We start from the raw sequence: 25,956 nt of genomic DNA, 5'->3' as shown, positions 1-25,956 counted from the left end.
ATGCGGGTCCAGATTAGTCCCATCGCAATCAGGAGGACATGTCGGTGAAACCTCGATCCGCTTCTGCACTCTTCGCCGGGCCCTTCGCCCTCGGCACTCTCGCGGCCGACGACGGCCGCGCCTTCCCCGCCCTCGTCGACAGCGAAGGACAGGTCGTCGACCTGCGGACGGTGCTGGACGAACCGGCGCTGACGATGCGCGGCCTGCTGGAGCAGTGGCCAACGGCGCTCCCCCGCCTGCGGGAGATCGCCGCCTGTGCGGAGCCCGTGCGGCGTCCGCTGTCGCAGTTCCGTGTGCTCGCGCCCGTCGAGCCGCGGCAGGTGTTCCAGTCCGGCGCCAACTACCGGCAGCACGTCATCGACCTGCACGTCGCGCACCGCGCGCCGGGCGACGAGCGCCCGGACGAGGAGCGCCGGGCCGAGGCGGCCGAGATCATGGACCGCCGCGCCGCCGAGGACCTGCCGTACGTGTTCATCGGTCTGCCCACTTCCCTCACGGGCCCGTACGACGACGTCACGCTGCCCGCGTGGGCGGGGAAGCCGGACTGGGAGCTCGAGCTGGCGGCGGTGATCGGCCGGCCCGCGTACCGGGTGACGCCCGAGGAGGCGCTGGAGTACGTGGCGGGCTACACCATCGCCAACGACCTGACCGACCGGGCCACGGTGTTCCGCCGGGACATGCCGCAGATCGGCACGGACTGGCTGCGCAGCAAGAACGCGCCCGGCTTCACCCCGCTCGGCCCCTGGATCGTGCCGGCGGAGTCGGTCGGCGACACCGGCGACCTGCGACTGACGCTGCGGCTGAACGGCGAGGTCATGCAGGACGAGTCCACCAAGGACATGATCTTCGACGTCGCGCGCATGGTGGCCTACGCCTCACGGACCGCGCAGCTCCTGCCCGGTGACCTCGTGCTCACCGGCTCCCCCGCAGGCAACGGCATGCACTGGGGCCGGCTCCTGCGCGACGGCGACGTCTTGGAGGCCTCCATCACCGGTCTCGGTACGCAGCGCACCCGTTGTCTCGCGGAGGAAGCGTGAACCGCGCCGACCCCGAGGGCGCGATCGCCCAGGCCGCCGAGGAGTGCTCCAACTGGGGCCGTTGGGGCGAGGACGACCGCCTCGGCACCGTCAACTTCCTCGACGACGCCAAGCGGCGCGAGGGTGCCGCGCTGATCCGCCGCGGCGTGAGCTTCTCGCTGTCGCAGCGCTTCGACATCGACGGCCCGCAGAAGGGCTGGAGGCGGCGTACCAACCCGGTCCACACCATGCTCGACACCGGCACCGACGCGGCGCTCGGCAACCAGGGCCTGCCGCACGGGATCGGCGGCGCCGACGACGTGATCGCGATGCCGCTGCAGTGCTCGACCCAGTGGGACGGCCTGGGCCACATCTTCGACCACGGCAAGGCGTGGAACGGACGTCCGGCCGAACAGGTCGTCACCTCCGACGGCGACCTGGTCACCGGCATCGAGCACCTGGCCCCGCACATCGCCGGGCGCGCCGTCCTGCTCGACGTCGGCCGCACGGCGGGCGAGGGCGGCGAACTGCCCGACGGGTTCGCGATCACCGAGGCGCACCTCGCGGCCGCCGCGGAGGCCCACGGGGTCACGGTCGGCCAAGGCGACATCGTCCTGGTGCGTACCGGGCAGCTCGCCCGGGTGCGCCGCGAGGGCTGGGGCGACTACGCGGGCGGCCCCGCCCCGGGCCTGTCGTTCACCACCGCGTCCTGGCTCCACCGCAGCGAGATCGCCGCGATCGCCACCGACACCTGGGGCTTCGAGGTGCGGCCCAACGAGTTCGACCACGCCTTCCAGCCGCTCCACCAGGTCGCCATCCCGCACATCGGCCTGCTGATCGGTGAGATGTGGGACCTCGAGGCCCTGGCCGAGGACTGCGCGGCCGACGGCGTCCACGAGTTCTGGCTCACCGCCGCCCCGCTGCCGATCACCGGCGCCGTGGGCTCCCCCGTCAACCCCGTCGCCGTCAAGTAGTCCCGGGCGCGCACCACCGTGAGAGGGATCTCCCCATGAGCACACCCCGCAGAGTCCTGGTCGTCGGCGGCGGAGCGGCCGGCAACGCCGCCACGATCCTGCTGCGCCGCGCCGGGATCGACGTCGACCTCGTCGAGGCGAAGGACGACTGGAACGCCACTGCCGGATCCGGCATCACCCTGCAGGGCAACGCCCTGCGCGTCCTGCGCGAACTCGGTGTCTGGGAGGAGGTGAGGGCCTCCGGCTTCCCCTTCGGGTCGGCCGGGATCACCGCCCCCGACGGCACCGTCCTGCACGTCCAGCGCGACCTGCGCACCGGCGGCGACGACCTGCCGGCGACACTGGGCATCGAACGCCCGCGGCTGCAGCGGATCCTCATCGACGCGGTCCGCGCGAGCGGCGCGACCGTCCGCCTCGGCTCCACCGCCACCGTCCTGGGCCAGGACACGACCGGCGTCGACGTCCGGCTGAGCGACGGCTCCGAGCACCGCTACGACCTGGTCGTCGCCGCCGACGGCCTGAACTCGGCCACCCGCGCGCAGATCGGCATCGCGGACACGCCGGAGCCGACCGGCATGGCCATCTGGCGCGCCGCCGCACCGCGGCCCGTCGGCGTCGAGCGCACCGACCTCGCCTACGGCGGTCCGGCGTACATCGCGGGCTACTGCCCCACCAGCGCCACCACGCTGTACGCGTACGTCGTGGAGAGGAACCGCGACCGCTCCTCCATACCCGTCGAGTCGTACGCCCAGGAGATGGTCCGTCTCGCGTCGGCCTACGGCGGCGCGTGGCCGGCCATCACCGCCACGCTCACCGACCCTTCGAAGGTCAACTACACGTGGTTCGACCGGCTGCTGGTCGAAGGGTCGTGGCATCGCGGCCGGGTCGTGCTCGTCGGCGACGCCGCCCACTGCTGCCCGCCCACGTTGGCGCAGGGCGCGGCGCTGTCGCTGGAGGACGCCTGGGTCCTGGCGCAGATGCTCACCGCCTCCGACGCCTGGGACGACGCACTGCTGCAGGCGTACTACGAGCGCCGGATCGCCCGGGTCCGCCCGGTCGTGGAGGGGTCGGTCCAGATCGGCCGGTGGCAGCTCGACGGCGTCCGGGACGCCGATGTCCCCGGGCTGATGGCCCGCACCATGACCATGCTCAGGGAGCTCCCGTGACCGCGCCGACCGTGGACGTCCACGCCCATGTCCTGCTGCCGCAGATCGAGGCGCTCGTCGCGGGCCTTCCCGGGCACGCCGAGGCCAAGGCCCTCGACGCCCGCCGCAACGGACCGGACGCGCTCACCGTCAGCGGCCCCATGGTCCGCGACCGCGTCCCGGCCCTGACCGACCCCGCCGTCCGGCTCGCCCGGATGGACGCCCAGGGCGTCGACGTCCAGCTCGTCAGCCCTTCGCCGTCGCATTACCACTACTGGGCGGACACCGACACGGCAGAGAAGGTCTACCGCCTGGCCAACGAGGCGACCGCCGCGCACTGCGCGGCGGCGCCCGACCGGCTGAGGGGCCTGGGGCTGGTTCCCCTGCAGCATCCCGATCTGCTCGTGCCCGCCTTGGACCACGCGCTGGAACAGGGACTCGTCGGCGTGGAGATCTCCAGCCACGCTCCCGGCCGGGAGCTGTCGGATCCGGCCTACGCGCCGCTGTGGACGCGCGCCGAGGAGACCGGAGCGGTCGTCTTCCTGCATCCGTTCGGCTGCACCCTCGACGAGCGCCTCGACCGGTGGTACCTGTCCAACACCGTGGGCCAGCCCACCGAGAACGCGGTCGCCCTCTCGCACCTGATCTTCTCCGGCGTCCTCGACCGGCACCCCGGGCTGAAGGTCGTCGCGGCCCACGGGGGCGGCTACCTGCCCACCCACATCGGGCGCAGCGACCACGCCTGGCGGGCCCGGGCCGACGCGTCGGCGGGCTGCGCCGAGCCGCCCAGCGGCTACCTGCGGCGCCTGTACTTCGACTCGCTCGTGCACGATCCGCACGTCCTGCGCGAGCTGGTCCGGGTCGCGGGGGCCGACCGGGTGCTGCTGGGCTCCGACTTCCCCTTCGACATGGGCTCCGACGACCCCGTCGCCGCTCTGCGCGCAGCCGGGCTCTCCGGCTCCGACTTCGACGCCGTCCGGGGCGGCAACGCCGCCGCCCTCCTCCGGAAGGACTGACACCGTGCGCCTGCTCACCCACCTGCGGCACGTGGACCTGGCCGTGCCCGACTACGACAAGCAGCTCGACTTCTACGCCGGCGTCTGGGGCCTGACCAAGGTGGCCGAGGACTCCGGGATCTCCTTCCTGGCCGCCGAGGGCTCCCCCGAGCAGTACGTCGTGCGCCTGCGCAAGGCCGAGGAGAAGCGTCTCGACCTCGTCTCCTACGGCGCGGCGAGCCGGGCCGACGTCGACACCCTGGCCGAGGAACTCCTCGCCGGGGGAGTCCAGTTGATCACCCGTCCGGGCCAGGTGGACACCCCTGGCGGAGGCTACGGGTTCCGCTTCTTCGACGTCGACGGCCGCACCGTCGAGGTCTCCGCCGACGTGGAGGTGCGGCAGCACCGGAAGATCGAGGAGAAGGAGGCCATCCCGGTCAAGCTGAGCCACGTCGTGCTCAACTCCCCCGATCTGAACCGCACCCGGGCCTGGTACGAGCGCCACCTCGGCTTCCGCCTCTCCGACACGCTCAGCTCCCCGCACATGGGCGAGGTCATGCACTTCATGCGGATCAGCAACCAGCACCATTCCATGGCCATCGCCCAGGGTCCGCACACCGCGCTGCACCACATCTCCTTCGAGATGCGCGGCCTCGACGAGTACATGCGCGGCTCCGGCCGCGTGATGCGCGCCGGGTTCCGCAAGATCTGGGGGCCGGGCCGGCACATGGCGGGCGACAACACCTTCACGTACTTCCTCGACCCGCACGGCAACACCGTCGAGTACACCACCGAGCTGGAGAACCTCGACGAGGACACCTGGCACCCCCACGTCTACGACTTCTCCCAGCCTGAGGTCACCGACCAGTGGGGCACCGCCAACCCGATGAACGAGCTCGTCGCCAAGGAGTCCTTCAACGACCCCGACCGCGGCGTCTTCGTCGCCCCGCCGGTCTAGTCGGGCGCCGTCCGATCCCCGGGAACGCGGCGGGCCATGTCCCCCGGACTGCCCCGCCGCGTTCCCGGCCCCGGCCCCCCGTGTCGTCCCCCGTTTCTCCACCTGGAGCCGCTCCATGCGCTTCGCCGCATTCACCCACCGGCACCGGAACCGTGTCGCTGTCGTCGAGGACGACGGCACGTTGTTCCCTCTGCCGGGAGTCACCTCGCTCACGGACCTGATCCGCGACACCGACGGCCTGCCGGGCCTTCTCACCGCCGGGGCGGCGGCGCTGGACGTCCCGCCCGGCCCCCACGTCTCCGAGGTCCGGCTGCTCCCGCCGCTCCAGCCCTCCTCGATCAGGGACTTCGTCACCTTCGAGGAGCACGTCGAGGGCGTGCGCCGCTCCGTCAGCGGTGAGGCGGGAGTGCCCGCCCAGTGGTACGAGGCCCCCACCTTCTACTTCACCAACCCCCACGCGGTCTTCGGGCCCCATGACGACGTCCCCGTGCCCCCCGGGTCGTCCGTGCTCGACTTCGAGCTGGAGGTGGCGGCCGTCATCGGTCGCGAGGGCCGTGATCTCACCCCGGAGCAGGCACGGGAGCACATCGTCGGCTACACCGTGTTCAACGACTGGTCCGCGCGCGACCTGCAGTCCGCCGAGATGAAGGTCGGGCTCGGCCCCTGCAAGGGCAAGGACACCGCCACCACCCTGGGCCCCTACCTGGTGACCGCCGACGAGCTGGAGCCGTACCGCGACGGCGACGGCTTCCTCCGGCTGGGCCTGACGGCCGAGGTCAACGGCAAGCAGGTCGGCAGCGACCTGCTGTCCAACATGAGCTGGACGTTCGAGGAGATGACCGCCTACGCCTCGCGCGGGACCCGGATCGTCGCCGGCGACGTCCTGGGTTCCGGCACCTGCGGCAACGGCGGCTGTCTCGCCGAACTGTGGGGCCGCTCCGGCGAGCAGGTACCTCCGCCGCTCAGGCCCGGCGACATCGTCACCCTCACCGTGGAGGCCATCGGGTCCCTCACCACCCGGGTGGTCCCCGGCACCGAGCCCGTCGCCCTGCCCAGGGGCCGGCGCCGCACCCGGGAGCGGCCGTGACCGGCGGGCGCCTGGCGGGAAAGGTCGTCGTCGTCACGGGTGCCGCCCGCGGCCAGGGCGCCGCCGAGGCGGCGGCCCTGGAGCGCGAGGGTGCCACGGTCGTCGCCACCGATGTGAGCGGCAAGGAGGGCGTCCGCAGGCTCGACGTCACCCTGGCCGACGACTGGGCGGACCTGGCGGACTTCCTCCGCGGCGCCTACGGGGCCGTCCACGGCCTGGTCAACAACGCCGGCATCACCTGGCGGGCCCGGCTGGACGAGGTCACCGCCGAGGACATGAGCCGCGTCCACGCCGTCAACGTGAACGGCCCGCTCCTGGGCATCCAGCACCTCGCCCCGCTGATGCCTCCGGGCTCGTCCGTCGTGAACGTCGGTTCGTCGGCAGCGCTGACCGCCCACTACCCGGTGGCGTACACGACGAGCAAGTGGGCGCTGCGCGGACTGTCAAAGACCGCCGCCCTGGAACTCGGCCCGCGGGGGATCCGGGTGAACACCATTCATCCCGGGTTCGTCGAGACGGAGATGACGGCATCGGCCGCGCCCGCGTTCCGGGAGTCGAACATCCGCGAGACGCCCCTGGGCCGGGTGGGCACGGTCGAGGAGGTGGCCCCTGTGGTGGTCTTCCTCCTCTGCGACGACTCCTCGTTCATCACGGGCGCGGAGATACCGGTCGACGGCGGCCTCACCTCGCACGGCGGGGTGAAGTCGGTGTCCGACGCGCTGCTCGACGCGACCACGCGATGACGCGTCGTCCCCACCGACGCCGGCCTGCCCCGCCGCGCACCGCATCCACGCCGACCGCGTCGGCCAAGGCCTGGTCGGCACGAAGGGGGCACGCGGCGAACTGCCCGCCGACGCCCACCTTCCCGCGCGACGCGGCCCCGCACCTCCCCCTCGGCCGGCCCGCCGGCCCGGCGGCCGGTCCGCCGTGCCGCCGGGCCCCCTCACCTGAAAGGACACCGGAACCGTGGACAAGGTCGTCCAGAAACCCGAGGACGCCGTCGCCGGCATCCCCGACGGTGCGTCGCTCGCCGTCGGCGGCTTCGGGCTCAGCGGCATCCCCGAGACCCTGATCCGCGCCCTGCACGCCCAGGGCGCCACCGGCCTGCGAGTCGTCTCCAACAACTGCGGCACCGACGACCGGGGCCTGGGAATCCTGCTGGCGGCCGGGCGTATCAGCCGGGTCACCGGCTCCTACGTGGGTGAGAACAAGGAGTTCGCCCGCCAGTACCTCAGCGGCGAGCTGGAGGTCGAACTCGTCCCGCAGGGCACCCTCGCCGAGCGGCTGCGGGCCGGCGGCTGCGGCATCCCCGCCTTCTACACCCCGGCCGGCGTCGGCACCCAGGTCGCCGAGGGGGGACTGCCCTGGCGCTACGCCCCCGACGGCACCGTCGCCGTCGCCTCCCCCGCCAAGGAGACGCGCGTCCACGACGGCCGGCCCTGCGTCCTGGAGCACGGCATCACCACCGACTTCGCCCTCGTACGGGCCTGGCGGGGCGACCGGCACGGCAACCTCGTCTTCCGCCGCGCCGCCGCCAACTTCAACCCGCTCGCCGCGATGGCCGGGCGGATCACCGTCGCCGAGGTCGAGGAACTCGTCGAGCCAGGTGCCCTGGACCCGGACCGGGTGCATCTCCCGGGCGTCTTCGTCCAGCACGTCGTACCGCTCACGCCCGCCCAGGCGGCCGACAAGCAGATCGAGAGAAGGACGGTGCGCGCCTGATGGCCTGGACCCGCGACCGGATGGCCGCACGGGCCGCCGCCGAACTCGCCGACGGCTCGTACGTGAACCTCGGCATCGGCCTGCCGACCCTGATCCCCGCGTACGTGCCGGCCGGCGTACATGTGGTGCTGCACTCGGAGAACGGCATCCTGGGCACCGGCCCCTACCCGACCGAGGACGAGGTCGACCCCGACCTGATCAACGCCGGCAAGGAGACCGTCACCACCCTGCCCGGGGCGTCGTTCTTCGACTCCGCCCTGTCCTTCGGGATGATCCGCGGCGGCCACGTCGACACCGCCGTCCTCGGCGCCATGCAGGTCTCGGCGGCCGGCGACCTCGCCAACTGGGTGATCCCCGGCAAGATGGTCAAGGGCATGGGCGGAGCCATGGACCTCGTCCACGGTGCGCGCAGGGTCGTCGTCCTGATGGAGCACACCGCCAAGGACGGCACCCCGAAGATCGTCGAGAACTGCACCCTCCCCCTGACCGGCCGCGCCTGTGTCGACCGCGTCATCACCGACCTCGGCGTCCTGGACGTCACCGGCCACGGCCTCGCCCTGGTGGAGGCGGCCCCCGGCGTCACCGTCGAGGACATCCGCGCCCGCACCGGCGCCCCCGTGCACCTCGGCAGCGACGCAGCCGCCCGCTGACCGGTCCGCCGCCCTGGGTCCGCACGCGGACCCGCGCCGAGGGCCCCGCTCCTGCCCCGATGGTCCGTACACCAATGATCCCGACGCGGAAGAGACCTCACGTCGGGAGGCGGATCGACCCCGTCCCTCAAGGAGGCCCTGCCCGTGACGACCTCGCCCCTGCACATCGCCGTCGTCGGCGGCGGCATCGGCGGCCTGGCCGCCGCCCTCGCCGCCGCTCGCGCCGGCCACCGCGTGACCGTGGTGGAGCGCGCCGCCCGGTTCGGCGAGATCGGAGCCGGCCTCCAGCTCGCTCCGAACGCCTCCCTGGCGCTGGAGGAACTCGGCGTCCTCGACGCCGTGCGGCGCTCCGCCGTCGCCCCGCCCCAGCTCGTCATGATGGACGCGCTCACCGGCCGGCAGGTCACCGCTCTCGACCTGCGCGGCGACGCCTACCGAGCCCGCTTCGGGCATCCCTACCTCGTCACCCACCGCACCGACCTTCACGGAGCGCTGCTCGCCGCCTGCCAGGAGCACCCGTCGGTCACCCTGCGCACCGGCCACACCGTCACCGACGCGGTGCAGACCCCGGCGCGGGTGCGCCTCCGCTTCGCGGAGACGGCCGAGTGGCTGTCGGCGGACGCCGTGGTGGCCGCCGACGGCCTGCACTCCCGGCTGCGGCAGATCCTCGTCGACGACGGGGACCCCGTCTGCTCGCAGTACGTGGCCTACCGCGGCGCCCTGCCCGTCGGCAGCATGACGGGCTCGATGGCCCAGCACGCCAGGACGGAGTCGGTCGTCGTCTGGGCCGGGCCGCGCATGCACCTGGTCCAGTACCCCGTACGGCGCGGCGAGCTCTACAACCAGGTCGCCGTCTTCGAGAGTGACCACTACGACCCGGATTCCGACGACTGGGGCACCGAGGCCGAGCTGGAGGAGCGGTTCGCCGGCGCCTGCGACACCGTGCGCGACGCGCTCCCTCTGGTCGCGAGGGACCGGCGCTGGCCGCTCTTCGACCGCCTGCCGATCAGCGACTGGGTCCACGGCCGCATAGTGCTGCTGGGCGACGCCGCGCATCCGATGCTGCAGTACCTGGCCCAAGGCGCCTGTCAGGCCCTGGAGGACGCCGTCGCCCTGGGCCGTGCCCTGCGCGAGCACGACCGCCCGGAAGACGCCTTCGCCGCCTACGCCGCCGTGCGAACGGAGCGGGCCGCGTCGATCCAGACCAACGCCCGGCGCTTCGGCGAGATCTGCCACCTGGACGGCATGGGCGCCGTCCTGCGCAACCAGCTCCTGTCCGGCCGCACCGCCCAGGACTTCGACGACATCGCCTGGGTGTGGACCCCCGCCGGCGACCTCCGGCACGCCATCACCCCGTGAGAGACCACCGCGAGGAGACACCATGAACGACGACCCCGCCTACAAGGCCCTCGACGGCCTCGGCGCCGCACCGCTGTGGCGGTTCTACGGCAACCTCTTCCCCGCCCAGCCCCGCAGCAGGGCCGTCCCCTACCGGTGGAGCTGGAAGGAACTGCGGCCGCACCTGCTGCACTTCTCCCGGACCCTGTCCCTGGACGAGGCCGAACGACGGGTCCTCATGCTCGTCAACCCCGGGCTCACCGACCCTCCCGCCACGGTCAGCACCCTCTACGCCGGCCTGCAGATCATCCTGCCCGGCGAGACCGCCCAGGCCCACCGGCACACCTCCAACGCCTTCCGGTTCATCCTCGAGGGCGACGGCGCCTGGACCACCGTCAACGGCGAGCGTGTCTTCATGTCACCCGGCGACCTGCTGCTCACCCCTGGCTGGCACTGGCACGACCACACCCACGAGGGCGACGCGCCGATGATCTGGCTCGACGCACTGGACTACCCCCTCGTCAACGCGCTGGAGGCGGGCTTCTACGAGAAGTACCCCCAGCGGCTGCAGCCCGTGACCCGCCCCGACGACGCCGGCAGCCGTCAGTTCCTCCACGGCCGCCTGACCCCCGCCTGGATCACTCCTGACGGGCCGAACTCGCCGGTCACCCGCTACACCTGGCAGGAGACCGGCCGGGCGCTGGAGGCCGTCGCCGACACCGCCGAGGGCAGCGACGTCGACGGCATCGTCCTGGAGTACACCAACCCCTGGACCGGCGGCCCCGTCATGCCCACCATCGGCTGCCGGATCCAGCGGCTGCGCCCCGGCTTCACGGGGGCGGGCCGCCGCCGCACCGCCTCGACCGTCTTCAGCGTCGTCCGCGGCGAAGGCACCACCGTGGTCGACGGCGAGCGCCTGGACTGGGCCGAGAACGACACCTTCGCCGTACCGGGCTGGGCCTCCTACCGGCACCTGAACGCCTCGAAGTCCGCCGACGCGGTCCTGTTCTCGTACAGCGACGAGCCCGTGATGCGTTCCCTGGGCCTGTACCGCAGCGAGAGCGCCGACCCCGGCGCCTGATCACCCCGCTACTTCGACACCCTCAAGGAGGCCACGATGCGTCTGGCCCTGTTCGACAAGGGACGTCTCGGCATCGTCGACGGCGACACCATCACCGACGTGACCGACCAGGTCGCACCCCTCTCCGCCGGCCCGGCAGGCGCGCTCCACCAGTACATCGAGGCGGCGTCCGACGGCTCCGGGCCGGTGCTCGACGCGGCCCGCGGGCCCCGGGTACCGCTGGCCGGGGTGACACTGGAGGCACCGCTGCCCCGGCCCGGCAAGATCATCGGCGCTCCGGTCAACTACCTCGACCACAAGGCCGAGATGGACTACCCCACGTCCATCGCCGATCTGGGCGTCTTCCTGAAGGCGAACTCGTCCGTGATCGGGCCCGGCCAGGACATCGTCCTGCCCTACTCCGACATCCGCACCGACCAGGAAGGCGAACTGGCCGTCGTCATCGGCCGGACCGCGTCCCACGTCAGCGCCGAGGACGCCCTCGACCACGTCTTCGGGTACACCTGCCTGCTGGACATCACCGTCCGCTCCGGCGAGGACCGCTCCACCCGCAAGTCCTTCGACACCTTCACCCCCATCGGCCCGTGGGTCGTGACCGCCGACGAGATCGCCGATCCCGACCGGCTCGACCTGCGCTGCGAGGTGGTCGGCGAGACACGGCAGAGCACCAACACCGAGTGCCTCATCTTCGGTGTCCGTGAGCTGGTCGCCTACGCCTCCTCCGTGATGACCCTGTACCCCGGCGACGTGATCGCCACGGGCACGCCCGCCGGAGTGGGCCCGCTCCGCGGCGGCGACCGCGTCGTCGTCGAGATAGAGAGGATCGGCCGTCTCGAGGTGGGCGTGGACGGCTCCTGCGCCACGCCGTACGCGTCCCGTCCGGGGCACCGCCGCGGCTGATCCGCCCGTTCGCCGTACGGGGTGGTCCCGGACCGGAGGTGCCGGTCCGGAACCGTCCCGCGCGCGTTGCCGTGCTCAACGCCTCGCGGGGCGGGGAGGATTCGACCTGAGCACCGTCGCCCGGCCGACGTCGCCGGACAGGTCGACGGCGAGTTGCTCGCCGTCTTCCCCGGTGGAGAGCGGGACGACGTGATGCGCGTCCCGGCCCGGCTCGCCGGGCGCCGGGTCTCTCGAGTCGGCGACCTCGCCCGACCCCGCGCGGCCCGAGGGGCCCCCGACACCGCGCGGCGGGAGGGCAGGCGCGGGCTCGGGTCAGGACCGCGGTGTGCTCGACCTGCGGACGACGAGCTCCGGCTGGAGGACGATGCCGGTGTGCCGGTGACCGTGCTCCAGGTCCGTCGGCTCGATCTCCCGCAGCAGGAGCCCGGCCGCGAGACGCCCGATCTCCGCGGCCGGGTGGCGCACCGAGGTCAGCGGGATGAGGCTCGCCTCCGCGAACTCGATGTCGTCGTAGCCGACGACGGCGAGGTCCTCCGGGACGCGCACGCCCGCGTCGAAGGTCGTTTGCATGACGCCCAGGGCCAGGAGGTCGTTCGCGCAGAAGACGGCCGTCGGCCGGGGCGAGAGTCCGATGAGCCGGGCCCCGGCGTCCCGGCCGGCGCCGACGTCCAGCCTCTCGGCCGGGACGTCGACGATCGCGTCGGCGCCCAGCCCCGCCTCCTCCGCCGCACGGGCCAGGCCCTCCCGCCGGTCCCGGACCTGCCGCAGCTGACCGGGACCGCCCACGTAGGCGATGCGCCGATGGCCGGCGGCGAGCAGGTGCCGGCCCGCGAGCAGGCCTCCCTGGACATCGTCGGCGGCCACCGAACAGGCCACCTGGTCGTCGACGGCCCGGTCGACGACCACGAACGGGATGCTCGCGCGCCGCAGCGCCTCCCACGGTTCCCCGTCGGACGCGACCGGCGCCAACAGGACCCCGCGGAGACGCTGCTCGGCGAAGAGCGACAAGTACGCCTGTTCGGCCGCAACGCTTTCGGCGCTGTTGCAGACCATCACGCCGAGGCCGGCTTCGGCGGCCACCCGCTCGGTGCCCCGGGCGAGGGCGGCGAAGAAGGGGTTCCCGGTGTCCATGACCAGCAGCCCGAGCATGCGGCTGTGGCCGGCGCGCAGTTGCCGTGCCGACTCGCTCCGGACGTACCCCAACAGGTCGATCGCCGCGTGGACACGGGCCCGGACCTCCCCGGAGACACGCTCGGGCCTGTTGAGGACGTTGGAGACCGTTCCCACGGAGACGCCCGCCTGACGCGCCACCTCCTTGATGCCCACCACTGCCGACCGTCCGTTCGCCTCGAATCCGTGTACGCGCCATCCTAGGCCGCCACTCCTCACCACTCCTCGCCCTTGATGAATCCTTTCAACCAATGCCCTGCATACCCCTTGACCACTCGCTCGGCCTCTGCTTCGGTAGAAATGAAACGATTCATTGTGCCGACGCTCCCAGCGCGGCCCTGGTTCCGAGGTTGCCCAATGACTGACGTGCGGGACGCCGTGAAGGCCGCGCTCAAGGCCCAGACCGTCGAGACACCCTCCTGGGGCTACGGGAACTCGGGAACCCGCTTCAAGGTGTTCGCTCAGCCAGGCGTACCCAGGACGCCGTGGGAGAAGCTCGACGACGCCGCGAAGGTGCACGAGTTCACGGGGGTCGCCCCGAAGGTCTCCCTGCACATCCCCTGGGACCGGGTCGACGACTACACCGCTCTCGCGGCGTACGCCGCGGAACGCGGTCTGCGGCTGGGCGCGATCAACTCCAACACCTTCCAGGACGACGACTACCGGCTGGGCAGCGTCTGCCACCCGGACGCGAAGGTGCGCCGCAAGGCCGTCGGCCATCTTCTGGAGTGCGTCGACATCATGGACGCCACCGGCTCGTCCGACCTGAAGCTGTGGTTCGCCGACGGCACCAACTACCCCGGCCAGGACGACGTCGTCGCCCGTCAGGACCGTCTCGCCGCCGCTCTGGCGGAGGTGTACGAGCGGCTCGGCGACGAGCAGCGCCTGCTCCTGGAGTACAAGCTCTTCGAACCGGCCTTCTACACCACCGATGTCCCGGACTGGGGTACGTCCTATGCCCACTGCCTCAAACTGGGACCCAAGGCGCGGGTGGTCGTGGACACCGGCCATCACGCCCCCGGCACCAACATCGAGTTCATCGTCGCCTTCCTCCTGCGGGAGGGGAAGCTCGGCGGTTTCGACTTCAACTCGCGCTTCTACGCCGACGACGATCTGATGGTGGGCTCGTCCGACCCCTTCCAGCTGTTCCGGATCATGCACGAGGTCACGAAGAACGGCGGCCTTGCCCCGGCCGCGGACGTGGCCTTCATGCTCGACCAGTGCCACAACATCGAGGCGAAGATCCCGGCCGTCATCCGCTCCGTGATGAACGTCCAGGAGGCCACCGCCAAGGCCCTCCTCGTCGACCTCGACGCGCTCGCCGCCGCCCAGCACGCGGGTGACGTCCTCGCCGCGAACGCGGTGCTGATGGACGCGTACAACACCGACGTGCGCCCGCTGCTGCGCGAACTGCGGGAGGAGCAGGGTCTCGCACCGGACCCTCTCGCCGCCTACGCCGCTTCCGGGTGGCAGGAGCGGATCGCCACCGACCGGGTCGGCGGCGAACAGGCCGGTTGGGGAGCATGACCGCGGCCTCCCGCTCCCGGTCCACAGGACCGGGCCGATTCCCTCCCCGTCGGAGCACGGCGCTCCCCGTTCCTCGTCCCGCTCCCTCTCGACCGTGAAGGACCGATCGCACATGGCCACCCACCCCGAAGTCGCCGCGCTCCTCGGCCGCGCGCACCGGCTGGGCTCCGACCCCCGGAACACCAACTACGCCGGCGGCAACGCCTCGGTCAAAGGCACCGTCACCGACCCGGTCACCGGCTCCGACACGGAGCTGATGTGGGTGAAGGGATCCGGCGGCGACCTCGGCACGCTCACCGAGGACGGCCTGGCCGTGCTGCGCCTCGACCGGCTGCGGGCGTTGAAGGACGTCTACCCGGGCGTCGAGCGCGAGGACGAGATGGTCGCCGCCTTCGACTACTGCCTGCACGGCAGAGGCGGCGCCGCTCCCTCGATCGACACCGCCATGCACGGCCTGGTGGACGCCCCGCACGTCGACCATCTCCACCCCGACTCCGGCATCGCCCTCGCCTGCGCCGCCGACGGCGAGAAGCTGACCGCGGAGTGCTACGGCGGGAAGGTGGCCTGGGTGCCGTGGCGCCGGCCCGGCTTCCAGCTCGGCCTGGACATCGCGGCCGTCAAGGAGGCGCACCCCGACGCCGTCGGCGTGGTCCTCGGCGGGCACGGAATCACCGCCTGGGGCGGGAGTGCCCAGGAGTGCGAGACCAACGCCCTGTGGATGATCCGCACGGCGGAGGCCTTCCTCGTCGAGCGGGGCAGGGAGCGGCCGTTCGGCGCGCCCCTGGAGGGCTACGGCGCGCTGGGCGAGGAGGAGCGTCGGGAGCGGGCCGCCGCGCTCGCGCCGGTGATCCGGTCCCTGGCCTCCCAGGACCGGCCGCAGGTCGGCCACTTCACCGACTCCCAGGTCGTCCTCGACTTCCTGGCCCACGACCAGCACCCACGCCTGGCGGCATCGGGCACGTCCTGCCCGGACCACTTCCTGCGCACCAAGGTCCGCCCGATGGTGCTGGACCTGCCGGCCGACGCGCCGCTGGACGAGGCCGTGACCCGGCTGAGGGAGCTGCACGCCGAGTACCGCGAGGAGTACGCCGCCTACTACGCCCGGCACGCCACCGCCGGCTCCCCCGCGATGCGCGGCGCCGACCCCGCGATCGCCCTGGTCCCCGGCGTCGGGATGTTCTCCTTCGGCAAGGACAAGCAGACCGCCCGGGTCGCGGGCGAGTTCTACGTCAACGCGATCAACGTGATGCGCGGCGCGGAGGCCGTCTCCTCCTACGCCCCCATCGAGGAGGCGGAGAAGTTCCGCATCGAGTACTGGGAGCTGGAGGAGGCCAAGCTGCGGCGCATGCCGAAGCCGAAGTCCCTCGCGACCCGCGTCGCACTGGTGACGGGTGCGGGGTCCGGCATCGGCAAGGCCGTCGCCCGGCGCCTGGTCGCCGAGGGTGCCTGCGTCGTGGTCGCGGACCTGAACGGCGACAACGCCGCCTCGGTCGCCGAGGAGCTGGGCGGTGCGGACAAGGCCGTGGCGGTGACCGTGGACGTCACGTCCGAGGAGCAGATCGCCGCCGCGTTCCGCGAGGCCGTTCTCGCCTTCGGCGGTGTCGACCTCGTCGTCAACAACGCCGGCATCTCCATCTCCAAGCCGCTTCTGGAGACCACCGCCCGCGACTGGGACCTCCAGCACGACATCATGGCCCGCGGCTCCTTCCTCGTCTCCCGCGAGGCCGCCCGCGTGATGACCGCCCAGGGCCTGGGCGGCGACATCGTCTACATCGCCTCCAAGAACGCCGTCTTCGCCGGCCCGAACAACATCGCCTACTCCGCCACCAAGGCCGACCAGGCCCATCAGGTGCGGCTCCTCGCCGCCGAGTTGGGCGAGCACGGGATCCGCGTCAACGGAGTGAACCCGGACGGTGTGGTGCGCGGATCCGGGATCTTCGCCGGCGGATGGGGCGCCCAGCGCGCCGCCACCTACGGAATCGAGGAGGAGAAGCTCGGCGAGTTCTACGCCCAGCGGACCCTCCTCAAGCGCGAAGTGCTCCCCGAGCACGTCGCGAACGCCGTCTTCGCCCTCACCGGCGGGGAGTTGTCCCACACCACCGGCCTGCACGTCCCCGTCGACGCCGGCGTCGCCGCGGCATTCCTGCGCTGACGGCCCTCGATCGCCCTGGGGCGGGTGACCTGACACGCCCGCCCCAGGAGCGCCCGCGGACCGGCGGCGTGACACCGCACAGGGGCCGGCCCTGACGCCGTGTTCCTCCGTGCGCCGCAGGTCCGCTCCGTTCCCCCTTCCCGCTCCGTCCGTTCCCCCTTCCCGCTCCGTTCCCCCTTCCCGCTCCGTCCCCCCGTCCTGCTCCGGCCGATCCCGCCCGCACCGCAGAGGTATTCACGTGACCACCACTCCACCGTCGTCCGCCTTCGCGTCCGCGTTCGCCGCGGTCGATCTGGGCGCCACCAGCGGACGGGTGATCGTCGGCCGGGTGGGCCGGGAGAACCTCGACCTCACCGAGGTGCACCGCTTCCCCAACACCCCTGTGCGCCTGCCGGACGGGCTGCGCTGGGACGTCCTCGCCCTGTTCCAGGGCATCCTCGACGGGCTGCGCGAGGCCGCCCGGTCCGGCGGCGTCACCTCCGTCGGCGTCGACACCTGGGCCGTGGACTACGGCCTTCTCGACGTCGACGGCGCCCTGCTCGGCCACCCGTTCCACTACCGGGACAGCCGGACCGACGGTGCCGCGGCCCGTCTCCGCTCCCGGGTCGCTCCCGAGGAGCTGTACGGGATCACCGGCCTCCAGCACCTTCCCTTCAACACGGTCTTCCAGCTCGCCGCCGCCCAGGGCACCGCCCAGCAGAAGGCCGCCCGCACGCTGCTGCTCATCCCCGACCTGCTGATCCACTGGCTGACCGGATCGATCGGCGCCGAGGAGACCAACGCCTCCACCACCGGCCTCTTCGACGCCCGCACCGGCGCCTGGTCCGAGGACCTCCTGCGTCGGCTCTCCCTGGACCCCGGCCTCCTGCCTCCGCTGCGCGCCCCCGGCGACCCGGCCGGCACCCTGCTCCCCCACGTCGCCGCGTACACCGGGCTCGACCCGCGGACACCGGTGACGACGGTCGCCTCGCACAACACCGCCTCCGCGGTCGTCTCCGTGCCCGCGACCGAGCCGGACTTCGCCTACATCTCGTGCGGCACCTGGTCGCTCGCGGGCCTCGAACTGGACGCCCCGGTGCTGACCGAGGAGTCACGGGCGGCGAACTTCACCAACGAACGCGGCATCGACGGCACCGTCCGGTACCTGCGCAACATCATGGGCATGTGGCTCCTGGAGGAGTGCCGACGTACCTGGGAGAGGGAGAACCTGCCCGCCCACCTCTCCACGCTCCTCGCCGACGCGGCGCGGGCCGAGCCCTTCGCCTCCCTCGTCGACCCGGACGCCCCGGAGTTCCTCGCCCCCGGCGACATGCCGGCCCGCATCAGGGACTACTGCGCCCGCACCGGGCAGCGCGTCCCCGGCAACCAGGGCGCGATCGTCCGCTGCGTCCTGGAGAGCCTCGCGCTCGCCCACCGCCGTGCACTGCGCCGGGCCGCCGAACTCGCCGGCCGCGACATCAACCGCGTCCACCTCGTCGGCGGCGGCTCGCGCAACGACCTGCTCTGCCAGCTCACCGCCGACGCCACCGGTCTGCCCGTCGTCGCCGGTCCCACCGAAGCCACCGCCCTGGGCAACATCCTCGTCCAGGCCCGCGCCGCCGGTTTGGTCGGAGATCTCGCGGACATGCGCCGGCTGATCGCCTCCACCCAGCACCTGCGGCACTACACCCCCCGGGGGGACACCGCCGCCTGGAACGCGGCCGCCGCCCGGCTCGCCCCGGCCCCGGGGATTCCCTGATTCGCGTCGCCAGCTTCGCCGGCCCACAGCGCGCAGGTCACCGTCTGCGACTGAGGCACGGCAAGCTCCGGGTGGCGGAGCTGAACGCCGAGGACCTGGCAGGTCGTGCCCCGCCCCGCATCGAGCGGGAGTCCCGGTTTCCGGACAAGCTGCGGGGTAGTGCGCGCGGCCGGAAAGAGCGCATCCCCTCGCAACGTCAGCCCCTTGAAGGCTTCCGTTCAACCCGCTTCGCACATCTACGGGTCCAGCGTCACGCCGCTGCGCAGCAAGATGGTTTTTCCGGACGGCGCGAACCGTCCGAACACTCGACGTGAATCCCCGCAAAGACGCACAAGGCCATGACGATCTTGGCCAGCCGAGGAAGCTGAGCCGAACCTGCCGGTTCTCGTTGTCGACGTTCGTGTCGACCAACCTCCGTTGGGGCAACCCTCAGCACAGGCGGACCCTGCCCGGCGGGAGGGCCACTCCTCAACGGGCCGACGACGCCTCGTCCTTCCCCGAGTACCTGCTGACGCGACCGGTCCGGTGCGAGATACTGCGGAGGTTGCGATCCGATGATCATGCGCTGAGCTTGGAAACCAGTGAGCATTTCCATCGTGGTCAGGCGGTGACTTCGAGGCGGCGCGGTGCGAAGCCAGGGTGCTGGCTGCCGACGCCGGCAGCGGGGTGGCGTCCGAGAAGCCGTGTCCCCGTGCATGGTGGCGGTGCCCAGCGGGCCGACGTGCGGGCTGGCGTCAGGCGTCGGAGAGGAGGGGGTCGTACGGGGTGTTCGCGCGGCGGCCCGACATGAAGGAGAGGAAGTCGCCGACGAAGGCGCTGCGCCCGTAGACGCCGTCGGTGATGGTGAGGTCGCGGTGGAAGGCGGTGCGGAAAAGCGCCCGGTACTCGTCCGCATCGATGGTCCCGTTGCCGTCCTTGTCCGTGACGTCGAAGAGCACCTCGGCAACCCGGATGAGCGCGGGGCCGGCGAGGGACGGTACGGCGGCCGCGTACTCGACGACGCTCACCCGGCCGTCGCCGTCCGTGTCCAGGGCGGCCTGGAGTTCGCGCCACCAGGCGGCGAAGGCGTCGTAGAGGCGATTCTCCTCGGATTCGTCCAGGTCCAGGCGGGTGGCCAGCTCGCGCGCCATGGCGGCGAGGTCGGGCCAGTCGAGGTGGCCGTCGCCGGTCTGGTCCAGCACCTGGCGGAAGAACTCCTCCGCCGAGTGCCGGCCCTCTCCCGTGGGCGCCGAGGCGGTCGGGGCCGCGGGGGCCGGGGCGGGGCCGGTGTCAGGACTGAGTGGTGTGGCGAGGCGGAGCAGGGCCGACGCCCACTTCAGGCGGGCGCGCAGCGCGCTGGCACTCCGGGCGCGCCGGGCGTCGCCGTGGGACGGGAGGGAGAGGATCTCGATGATGGTCCCGGCGTCGATCCAGCCTGCGGGCAGGAAGCGGGTGAGCCCGGCGGCGAGGTAGGCGCCCTGCATGAGGGTCGGGGCGCCGGGCGTCTCGGGCAGACCGGCCTTGCGCCGGTAGGCGTCGGGGAGCGAAGCGACAGTGATCGCGCCGATGAGCGGGCCGACGACGGCCCGGCCGGCCGCCCACAGCGTGGGGGCCCCCTCGAGCAGGGCCGGAGCGGGCAGGTGGTCGAAGAGCCGGAAGAGGATGAGGCGGGCTGCCTCGGTGTCCTCCAGCTCCTCCTCGACGACCCGGTCGAAGTACGGCCAGAAGTCGTTCAGGCGCTCGGGGAGTTCCCGGGCGTCGCCGTCGAGGGCGGCGAGGAAGGCGCGGTACTCGGCGTACATGCGCTCCATGGTGTCCTGGTCGAGCGGCTGGCCGCTCAGCCGGCACATGGTCACGGCGCTCTCGAAGAGGGTGGCGACCACCCAGGCGCGGGTCGGACGGTCCATGGCGTCGTAGGCGCGGCCGCCGGCGTCGGAGCCGCTCATGCGGGCGTGCAGCCTGTTGAGCCGGGCGGCCTCGCGTTCCCGCACCGCCGGATCGGCGTCGAACATGCGCCGCATGCTGAGGAAAGTGTTGCGCAGCCGACGCCAGGGGTGCGCGACGAAGGTGGAGTTCTCGGCCAGGGCGGCGCCGACCTGGGGGTGCGCGGCCTCCAGCACGGTGGCCCGGATGATGCCCAGCGCCCAGCGTGGGTCGTCGAAAAAGGCACGGAACTGTGCTTCCGGGCCGAGCAAGGAGGCCCCGTCGGGCGTCCCGGTGGTGCCGGTCGTCATGACATGTCTCTGTTCGTCTGGGGCGGCACGCCACCGAAGCGGCGGTCACGGCACCGGTAGGTGTGCAGACACGCGAGGAAGTCGGGGGCCCTGAAGTCCGGCCAGAGCACCTCGGGGAAGACCCACTCGGCGTAAGCCACCTGCCAGAGCATGAAATTGGAGATGCGCTGTTCGCCGGAGGTGCGGATGACGAGGTCGATGTCGGGGGTGTCGGGGAGCGGCAGGTGGTCCGCGAAGAGGCGCTCGGTCACCTCGTCGGCCGGCGTCCCGGTGCGGATCAGCGACCTGGCGGCCTCGACGATGTCCCGGCGGCCGCCGTGGTCGAAGGCGACGGTCAGCGTCATCCCCCGGTTCTGGGCGGTCAGCGTCGCCAGGTCCTCGAAGTCCCGGGCCAGCTCACGGGGGATGCGCGGGTCCGCGGCCCCGAGGAAGCGGCAGCGGATGCCGCGGGCGAGCAGCAGCGGCGCGTGCTTGCGCACGACCCGGCGGACCAGGCGCATCAGGTAGTCGACCTCGGTGCCGGGACGATTCCAGTTCTCGGTGGAGAAGGCGTACAGGCTCAGCCACTCGACGCCCGCCGCCCGGGCAGCCTCGATGATGTCGATGACGGTGGTCTCCGCAGCCCGGTGGCCGGCCGTCCGGGGAAGCGAACGGCGTTGGGCCCAGCGGCCGTTGCCGTCCATCACGCAGGCCACGTGCCGTGGCACCGCACGCACCGGCCCGTCGTCCCGCCGCTGCCGGTCGGCGTGCCTCGGCACACCGGGCCGGTCCTCCGTCGCCGTCCGTGCGCGCCGAACGCCATGGTCCGTCACACCCGGCTCCGCCACACCCGCTCCCGTTCCGCCCGGTCCCGTCCCGGTCGGAACGGCGCGGTCGGCCCTGCCGCGCTCGGTCACACCCACCCCGTATCCCCGCACACACGCCCCGTCGGAGCGCTCCCTCCCAGGATTGTGGCGGCACGGCACGACGCCCATCCGCCGTACGGGTGGCCATCACCCTTGGCTCATGTGCCCGATTCCCTCGTGGGTGCCGGCCGGCACCGACGGACCGTCGCCCTGCCTCGTGGACCGCGGCGGTCCTGCTCCGTGACCCGCTCGCCGAACGCGTCCCGGTGCCCGTGATCGGCGGACTCGTCCTGGTCGTGAAAGGGGTGAGCTGATCCGGGGAAGGGCGGCGCGGCATCCGGCTGGTGACGCGTAGTTGACGGAGCCGGTGTCGTTGATGATGACGGCGCTCGTCGGCGCGAACGGCTCCGGCAGGACCGCCCTCGCCAAGATCCATGGAAGGGAGAAGCAGCGGCACGGCCCCCGGTGACGCTGCCGGTCAGCCGAGGAAGCTGAGACGCACCTGCCGGTTCCGGTTGTCGACGTTCGTGTCGACCAGGCACACCGACTGCCAGGTGCCCAGTTCCAGGCGGCCCGCGATGACCGGGAGGGTGGCGTGGGGCGGCACGAAGGCGGGGAGGACGTGGTCGCGGCCGTGGCCCGGGGTGCCGTGGCGGTGGCGCCAGCGGTCGTCCGCCGGGAGAAGGTCGCGGAGCGCGGCGAGCAGGTCGTCGTCGCTGCCGGCTCCGGTCTCGATGACCGCGATGCCCGCCGTGGCGTGCGGGACGAAGACGTTGAGGAGGCCGTCCCGGCCGGCGGCGGCCTCGTTCAGGAACTCCTCGCAGTCGCGGGTGATGTCGGCGACGCGTTCGGAGGAGCCGGTGGCGACGTGCAGGACGCGGGTGTGGAAACGGTCTGACATGACTTCATCCTGACGCATCGGCCGGGCGGGGGAAGACAGCCGGGCCCCAGGTCGTTGGCACGGGTGTGGAGGAGCGGATGACGCGGGAGATCGATGTCGTGGTGGTGGGCGCCGGGCAGGCGGGGCTGTCGGCTGCCTACCACCTGCGGCGTACCGGGTTCGAGCCCGGGCGGGACTTCGTGGTGCTGGACCACGCGCCGGGCCCGGGCGGCGCGTGGCAGTTCCGGTGGCCCTCGCTGACGTACGGCAAGGTGCACGGGATGCATTCCCTGCCCGGGATGGAGCTGACCAGGGCCGATCCGGGGCGGCCGTCGTCCGAGGTGATCGCCGCGTACTTCGACGCCTACGAGCGTGCCTTCGCGCTGGACGTGGTGCGGCCCGTCGACGTGCTGGCGGTGCGGGAGGGTGAGCGGGGCCGGCTGCGGGTGGAGACCTCGGCGGGGGTGTGGTCGGCCCGCGCGCTGATCAACGCGACGGGAACCTGGGACCGGCCGTTCGTGCCGCGCGTCGCGGGCCAGGAGACGTTCCGCGGGCGGCAGCTGCACACGGTGGGGTACCGGGGCCCGGAGGATTTCGCGGGGCTGCGGGCGGTGGTGGTCGGCGGGGGCGCGTCGGGAACGCAGCACCTGCTGGAGCTGGCTCCGTACGCTGCGGCGACGGCCTGGGTGACGCGGCGGCCCCCGGTGTTCCGGGAGGGGCCGTTCGACGCGGAGGCCGGACGGGCGGCCGTGGCGCTGGTCGAGGAGCGGGTGCGGCAAGGGTTGGCGCCGCGCAGCGTGGTCTCGGTCACGGGGCTGCCGCTGAACGACGCGATCCGTGAGGGACTGCGCAGCGGGGTGCTGGACCGGCTGCCGATGTTCGACCGGATGACGCCCGAGGGCGTGGAGTGGGCGGACGGGCGGAGCTTCGCGGCGGAAGTGGTGCTGTGGGCGACCGGGTTCCGGGCCAGCGTGGGGCACCTGGCGCCGCTGCGGCTGAGGGAGCCCGGCGGTGGGATCCGCCTCGTGGGCACGCGGGCGGCGGCGGACCCGCGGGTGCAGCTCGTCGGGTACGGGCCGTCGGCCAGCACGGTGGGCGCCAACCGGGCGGGGCGGGCGGCGGTGCGGGAGGTCCGCCGCCTGCTGGAGGGCGGATCCGGGCTGTCGGGGGCTGCGGCGGCGTGAGGCGGGGGCGCGGCCACGCGGCTCGGCATGATGATGCGGGGTGACCGCCGCCCGCAACCGGGGAGCCGCCCGCGTCCGAGGACCTCGCGACTTGTCCGCGGGCCGCCATCTCCGGTGGACCGTCGCCTGCTGCTGCCGCCCACCGCCTACCGCCCACCGGGCGTTCCGCGCCACTTGCGCCGGGTCACGGCCAAGGCCACGTGAGCCGGCAAGGTCCGAACTCCCCGTTCCCTCGGGCCGTCCCCGCCGCCCGCGACCGCAGGCACGGCACCGCACGCCCCCACACGTGGCGCAGGCACCGCACACGGCACGGCGCGGCACACGGGACGGCGCGGCACACGGCACGGCACGGCACACGGCACGGCGGGCGACGCCGTCACCCCCCGGCCGCCTCCAGGCGCGTGTCACGGCGGACCAGCGCGGCGTAGCGCCCGTCGAGGTGGAGGAGTTCCTCGTGGGTGCCCCGCTCGACCACTCGGCCGCGGTCGAGGACGACGATCTGGTCGGCGCCGCGGACCGTGGAGAGCCGGTGCGCGATGGTGATGGTGGTGCGGTTGGCCGAGAGCGCGTCAATCGCCTCCTGCACCGCCCGCTCCGTGCGGGTGTCCAGCGCGCTGGTCGCCTCGTCGAGGAGGAGGACCGGCGGGTCGCGCAGGATGGTGCGGGCGATGGCGAGGCGCTGCTTCTCGCCGCCGGAGAAGCGGTGGCCGCGCTCGCCGACCACCGTGTCGTAGCCGTCGGGCAGCGACATGATGTGGTCGTGGATCTGCGCGGCGCGCGCCGCCGCGTGCAGTTCCTCCACGGTGGCGTCCGGCTTGGCGAAGCGGAGGTTGTCGGCGACCGAGGCGTGGAAGAGGTAGGTCTCCTGGGAGACCACGCCCACCGCGCGGGCCAGGCTGTCGAAGTCCAGGTCGCGGACGTCCACGCCGTCGAGGGTGACCCGGCCGCCGGTGACGTCGTAGAGTCTCGGCACCAGGTGCCCCAGCGTGGACTTTCCCGCGCCGGTGGTGCCGACCACGGCGAGGCTTCCGCCCGCGGGGACGTCGATGTCGACCCCGGTGAGGACGGGGGCGCCCTGGCCACGGCGCTCGCCCCGGTCGTGGCCGACGCCCCGGTCGTGGCCGACGCCCCGGTCGTGGCCGACGCCCCGGTCGTGGCCGACGCCCTGGTCGTCGCCGTCGCCGACGTGGTCGTCGTAACGGAACTCGACGTTCTCGAAGCGCACCTCGCCCTTGGCCCGGTCCAGCCTCACCGGGTCCTCCCGCTCGGTGATGTCCACCGGGAGGTCGAGGTACTCGAAGATGCGCTGGAAGAGGGCGAGCGAGGTCTGGATCTGGACGCCGGTGGACAGCAGGCTGACGGTCGGACGGAACAGGCCCTGCTGGAGCGAGGTGAAGGCGACCAGGGTGCCCAGGGAGACGCCGGGGCCGCCGAGGTGGAGGGCGAGGCCGGCCGTCCAGTAGATCAGGGCGGGCATGGCGGACATGACGATGCCGATGACGGCCATCCGCCACCGGCCGGCCATGTTGGACCGGACCTCGAGGTCGACCAGCTTCTCCGACTCGTCGGCGAACGACCGGGTGAGGGAGTCGGCACGGCCCATGGTGCGGCCCAGCAGGATGCCGCTCACCGACAGCGACTCGGTGACCGTCGCCGCCATCACGGCCATCTGCTTCTGCCGATGGGTGGTGATCTTCTTGCGCTCGTCGCCGACCCGGCGGCTGATCCAGACGAAGACCGGCAGCAGCAGGAGGGACACGACGGTGAGCCGCCAGTCCAGCGCCAGCATGGCCACCACGGTGGCGATGACGCCGGTGAGGTTGGAGACCAGCGAGGTGACCGTCGAGGTGACGGTGGCCTGCATGCCGCCGATGTCGTTGGCGATGCGGGACTGGACCTCGCCGGTGCGGGTGCGGGTGAAGAAGGCCAGCGACATGCGCTGAAGACGCCCGTAGACGGACGTCCGCAGGTCGTGCATCACCCGCTGCCCCACGGTGGTGGAGATCAGGGTCTGCAGCACGCCGAAGACACCGCCGAGCACGGCGCTGACGATCATGCCGAGGACCAGGAGGCTCAGCAGGCCCGTGCGCTGCTGCGGGAGGGCCACGTCGAGGATCTCGCGGAGCAGGAAAGGACTCGCCACCGAGACCAGCGAGGAGGCCCCGACCAGGACGGCGACCACGGCGAGGCGGCCCCGGTAGGGGCGGAAGAGCCGCAGGATGCGGCGCACCTGCCGCGGCCGGTTCGGGTCGGCCGGTGGCGGGGTCCAGTCGATTCGGTCGGGACGCATGGGCTCCTTCGGGGCTGTGTCCTTCGAGGTCAGGAGTGCTGTAGGGGGACGAGTCGGGGCGATGTGGGACGATGCGTGATTTCAGAGCTTA

The 25,956-nt window shown here is 72.6% G+C and carries 21 protein-coding genes; 16 read left to right on the top strand and 5 right to left on the bottom strand.

The annotated features are described in order from the left end of the window. Positions 1 to 38 precede the first annotated feature (38 nt). The 12 genes from GBN72_RS15820 (at position 39) to GBN72_RS15765 (ending at position 11,866) form a co-directional block, all read left to right on the top strand. Positions 39 to 1,037, top strand: a complete 999-nt coding sequence (locus GBN72_RS15820) for a fumarylacetoacetate hydrolase family protein (RefSeq protein ID WP_151772427.1) — start codon at positions 39 to 41, stop codon at positions 1,035 to 1,037. Then, positions 1,034 to 1,990, top strand: coding sequence for a cyclase family protein (locus tag GBN72_RS15815; protein ID WP_151772426.1), 957 nt, complete (start codon positions 1,034 to 1,036; stop codon positions 1,988 to 1,990). Before GBN72_RS15820 ends, GBN72_RS15815 begins: the two co-directional genes overlap by 4 nt. Positions 1,991 to 2,025: 35 nt before the next feature. Next, positions 2,026 to 3,156, top strand: a complete 1,131-nt coding sequence (locus GBN72_RS15810) for an FAD-dependent oxidoreductase (protein ID WP_151772425.1) — start codon at positions 2,026 to 2,028, stop codon at positions 3,154 to 3,156. Beyond that, complete coding sequence (locus GBN72_RS15805; protein ID WP_151772424.1) at positions 3,153 to 4,151, top strand: amidohydrolase family protein; 999 nt, start codon at positions 3,153 to 3,155, stop codon at positions 4,149 to 4,151. The genes GBN72_RS15810 and GBN72_RS15805 overlap by 4 nt, the downstream gene beginning before the upstream one ends. Before the next feature lie 4 nt (positions 4,152 to 4,155). Next, positions 4,156 to 5,088, top strand: coding sequence for a VOC family protein (locus GBN72_RS15800; RefSeq protein ID WP_151772423.1), 933 nt, complete (start codon positions 4,156 to 4,158; stop codon positions 5,086 to 5,088). Between the two features lie 115 nt (positions 5,089 to 5,203). Next, positions 5,204 to 6,175, top strand: coding sequence for a fumarylacetoacetate hydrolase family protein (locus GBN72_RS15795; RefSeq protein WP_151772422.1), 972 nt, complete (start codon positions 5,204 to 5,206; stop codon positions 6,173 to 6,175). Next, entirely contained in the window at positions 6,172 to 6,918 is a 747-nt protein-coding gene (locus GBN72_RS15790) for an SDR family NAD(P)-dependent oxidoreductase (protein ID WP_151772421.1), read from the top strand. The genes GBN72_RS15795 and GBN72_RS15790 overlap by 4 nt, the downstream gene beginning before the upstream one ends. Positions 6,919 to 7,141: 223 nt before the next feature. Beyond that, positions 7,142 to 7,897, top strand: coding sequence for a CoA transferase subunit A (locus GBN72_RS15785; protein ID WP_151772420.1), 756 nt, complete (start codon positions 7,142 to 7,144; stop codon positions 7,895 to 7,897). Continuing rightward, complete coding sequence (locus tag GBN72_RS15780; protein ID WP_151772419.1) at positions 7,897 to 8,547, top strand: 3-oxoacid CoA-transferase subunit B; 651 nt, start codon at positions 7,897 to 7,899, stop codon at positions 8,545 to 8,547. Before GBN72_RS15785 ends, GBN72_RS15780 begins: the two co-directional genes overlap by 1 nt. Positions 8,548 to 8,685: 138 nt before the next feature. Next, positions 8,686 to 9,906: an FAD-dependent monooxygenase gene (locus GBN72_RS15775; RefSeq protein ID WP_151772418.1), complete on the top strand. Its 1,221-nt coding sequence runs from the start codon at positions 8,686 to 8,688 to the stop codon at positions 9,904 to 9,906. A gap of 22 nt (positions 9,907 to 9,928) precedes the next feature. Beyond that, a complete protein-coding gene (locus tag GBN72_RS15770; RefSeq protein ID WP_151772417.1) occupies positions 9,929 to 10,966 on the top strand; it encodes a cupin domain-containing protein in 1,038 nt (345 codons plus the stop codon). 36 nt (positions 10,967 to 11,002) lie between these two features. Further along, positions 11,003 to 11,866 (top strand): fumarylacetoacetate hydrolase family protein, encoded by an 864-nt coding sequence (locus tag GBN72_RS15765; protein WP_151772416.1) that lies wholly within the window; start codon positions 11,003 to 11,005, stop codon positions 11,864 to 11,866. A gap of 312 nt (positions 11,867 to 12,178) precedes the next feature. On the opposite strand, the gene GBN72_RS15760 is transcribed toward GBN72_RS15765, so the two are convergent. Then, positions 12,179 to 13,195: a LacI family DNA-binding transcriptional regulator gene (locus GBN72_RS15760; protein ID WP_151772415.1), complete on the bottom strand. Its 1,017-nt coding sequence runs from the start codon at positions 13,193 to 13,195 to the stop codon at positions 12,179 to 12,181. Positions 13,196 to 13,393: 198 nt separating this feature from the next. Here GBN72_RS15760 and rhaI point away from each other — a divergent pair, with 198 nt between their 5' ends. The 3 genes from rhaI to GBN72_RS15745 all read left to right on the top strand — a co-directional run bounded on the left by rhaI (position 13,394) and on the right by GBN72_RS15745 (position 18,453). Continuing rightward, entirely contained in the window at positions 13,394 to 14,563 is a 1,170-nt protein-coding gene (gene rhaI, locus GBN72_RS15755; RefSeq protein WP_151772414.1) for an L-rhamnose isomerase, read from the top strand. Between the two features lie 37 nt (positions 14,564 to 14,600). Next, complete coding sequence (locus GBN72_RS15750; RefSeq protein WP_281371838.1) at positions 14,601 to 16,715, top strand: bifunctional aldolase/short-chain dehydrogenase; 2,115 nt, start codon at positions 14,601 to 14,603, stop codon at positions 16,713 to 16,715. Between the two features lie 238 nt (positions 16,716 to 16,953). Then, a complete protein-coding gene (locus GBN72_RS15745; RefSeq protein ID WP_151772412.1) occupies positions 16,954 to 18,453 on the top strand; it encodes a rhamnulokinase in 1,500 nt (499 codons plus the stop codon). 734 nt (positions 18,454 to 19,187) lie between these two features. Here the strand turns inward: GBN72_RS15745 and GBN72_RS15740 are convergent. From GBN72_RS15740 to GBN72_RS15730, 3 genes are all read right to left on the bottom strand, one after another. Continuing rightward, positions 19,188 to 20,666, bottom strand: a complete 1,479-nt coding sequence (locus GBN72_RS15740; protein ID WP_151772411.1) for an oxygenase MpaB family protein — start codon at positions 20,664 to 20,666, stop codon at positions 19,188 to 19,190. Further along, the gene (gene uppS / locus GBN72_RS15735; RefSeq protein WP_151772670.1) at positions 20,663 to 21,382 is read right to left on the bottom strand and encodes a polyprenyl diphosphate synthase; all 720 of its coding nucleotides are present in this window, start codon (positions 21,380 to 21,382) and stop codon (positions 20,663 to 20,665) included. The genes GBN72_RS15740 and uppS overlap by 4 nt, the downstream gene beginning before the upstream one ends. A gap of 607 nt (positions 21,383 to 21,989) precedes the next feature. Then, positions 21,990 to 22,412 carry a secondary thiamine-phosphate synthase enzyme YjbQ gene (locus GBN72_RS15730; RefSeq protein WP_151772410.1) on the bottom strand — a complete coding sequence of 141 codons (423 nt, stop codon included), beginning with the start codon at positions 22,410 to 22,412 and terminating at the stop codon, positions 21,990 to 21,992. 77 nt (positions 22,413 to 22,489) lie between these two features. On the opposite strand from GBN72_RS15730, the gene GBN72_RS15725 reads away from it, so the two are divergent. Beyond that, positions 22,490 to 23,575: an NAD(P)-binding domain-containing protein gene (locus GBN72_RS15725; protein WP_151772409.1), complete on the top strand. Its 1,086-nt coding sequence runs from the start codon at positions 22,490 to 22,492 to the stop codon at positions 23,573 to 23,575. A gap of 376 nt (positions 23,576 to 23,951) precedes the next feature. On the opposite strand, the gene GBN72_RS15720 is transcribed toward GBN72_RS15725, so the two are convergent. Further along, positions 23,952 to 25,865, bottom strand: coding sequence for an ABC transporter ATP-binding protein (locus GBN72_RS15720; protein WP_151772408.1), 1,914 nt, complete (start codon positions 25,863 to 25,865; stop codon positions 23,952 to 23,954). Positions 25,866 to 25,956: the final 91 nt, after the last annotated feature.

It is taken from the genome of Streptomyces abyssomicinicus (assembly GCF_008974245.1).
Classification (GTDB): domain Bacteria; phylum Actinomycetota; class Actinomycetes; order Streptomycetales; family Streptomycetaceae; genus Streptomyces; species Streptomyces abyssomicinicus.
Note: the sequence above shows the minus strand (reverse complement) of the source record. Positions and strands in the feature narration are given on the sequence as shown.

Coding starts and splice junctions, on each gene's coding strand:
- GBN72_RS15765 (WP_151772416.1), top strand. CDS start 11,003: ATGCGTCTGGCCCTGTTCGACAAGGGACGTCTCGGCATCGTCGACGGC.
- GBN72_RS15810 (WP_151772425.1), top strand. CDS start 2,026: ATGAGCACACCCCGCAGAGTCCTGGTCGTCGGCGGCGGAGCGGCCGGC.
- GBN72_RS15795 (WP_151772422.1), top strand. CDS start 5,204: ATGCGCTTCGCCGCATTCACCCACCGGCACCGGAACCGTGTCGCTGTC.
- GBN72_RS15770 (WP_151772417.1), top strand. CDS start 9,929: ATGAACGACGACCCCGCCTACAAGGCCCTCGACGGCCTCGGCGCCGCA.
- GBN72_RS15780 (WP_151772419.1), top strand. CDS start 7,897: ATGGCCTGGACCCGCGACCGGATGGCCGCACGGGCCGCCGCCGAACTC.
- GBN72_RS15820 (WP_151772427.1), top strand. CDS start 39: ATGTCGGTGAAACCTCGATCCGCTTCTGCACTCTTCGCCGGGCCCTTC.
- rhaI (WP_151772414.1), top strand. CDS start 13,394: ATGACTGACGTGCGGGACGCCGTGAAGGCCGCGCTCAAGGCCCAGACC.
- GBN72_RS15730 (WP_151772410.1), bottom strand. CDS start 22,412: ATGTCAGACCGTTTCCACACCCGCGTCCTGCACGTCGCCACCGGCTCC.
- GBN72_RS15725 (WP_151772409.1), top strand. CDS start 22,490: ATGACGCGGGAGATCGATGTCGTGGTGGTGGGCGCCGGGCAGGCGGGG.
- GBN72_RS15720 (WP_151772408.1), bottom strand. CDS start 25,865: ATGCGTCCCGACCGAATCGACTGGACCCCGCCACCGGCCGACCCGAAC.
- GBN72_RS15740 (WP_151772411.1), bottom strand. CDS start 20,666: ATGACGACCGGCACCACCGGGACGCCCGACGGGGCCTCCTTGCTCGGC.